The organism is Microbacterium umsixpiens, assembly GCF_053543675.1.
Window position 1 is genome coordinate 23,484 of the sequence record NZ_JBLVOH010000113.1, and the last position, 599, is coordinate 24,082.

Below are 599 nucleotides of genomic sequence, written 5' to 3' on the forward strand. Positions count from 1 at the left end.
AGCCGGGTCGGCCTGCCGCCGACCGCGACCGTGTCGCTGCGCCAGCCCAGCGCCTGCCCGGCGTCGGGTCCGTCGCGGAACAGGTCGGCTGTCGCATCCGGATGCCACAGCTCGGGACGCTGCTCGGGAGCGGCGAGCGCGGCACCCAGGGTGAGCAGGTCGTCGGCTGTGCTGAAGAGTCCGGCGTGGCCGGAGATCCCGCCGAACGCATGGAAGCTGTTGCCGTCGTTCACGCTGCCTGTGATCTCGCCCTCGCGCCAGGCGAATGTGCGGTCGGCGGCGAGGATCGGATAGGGCTCACCGGTCGCGACCATGCGGCGTTCGGCGGCGTCACCGACCGACGACGAGGCGACGGGCGCGGTGACCGGGCCGTATCCGGTGCGGTCGAGCCCGAGGGGTACGGTCACGAGCTCGCGGACGGCGGCGTCCAGGGGCAGCCCGGTGACGGCGGCGATGATGCGGCCGAGGAGCAGGAATCCGAGGTCGGAGTAGTGACGGCCCTCGTCGAGGCCGTAGCGGAGCGGGATCGCGTCGGCCGCGGCCGCGGGGTCGGCGGCGTGTGCGTGATCGAGGTAGAGCGGCTGCCACTCCCACAGACC

At 73.3% G+C, this 599-nt stretch carries 1 protein-coding gene; it reads right to left on the reverse strand.

Going from position 1 to position 599, the window contains the following annotated elements:
- The coding region (locus tag ACNPM4_RS11380; protein WP_448985782.1) for a serine hydrolase at positions 1 to 599 on the reverse strand (599 nt) is incomplete at both ends.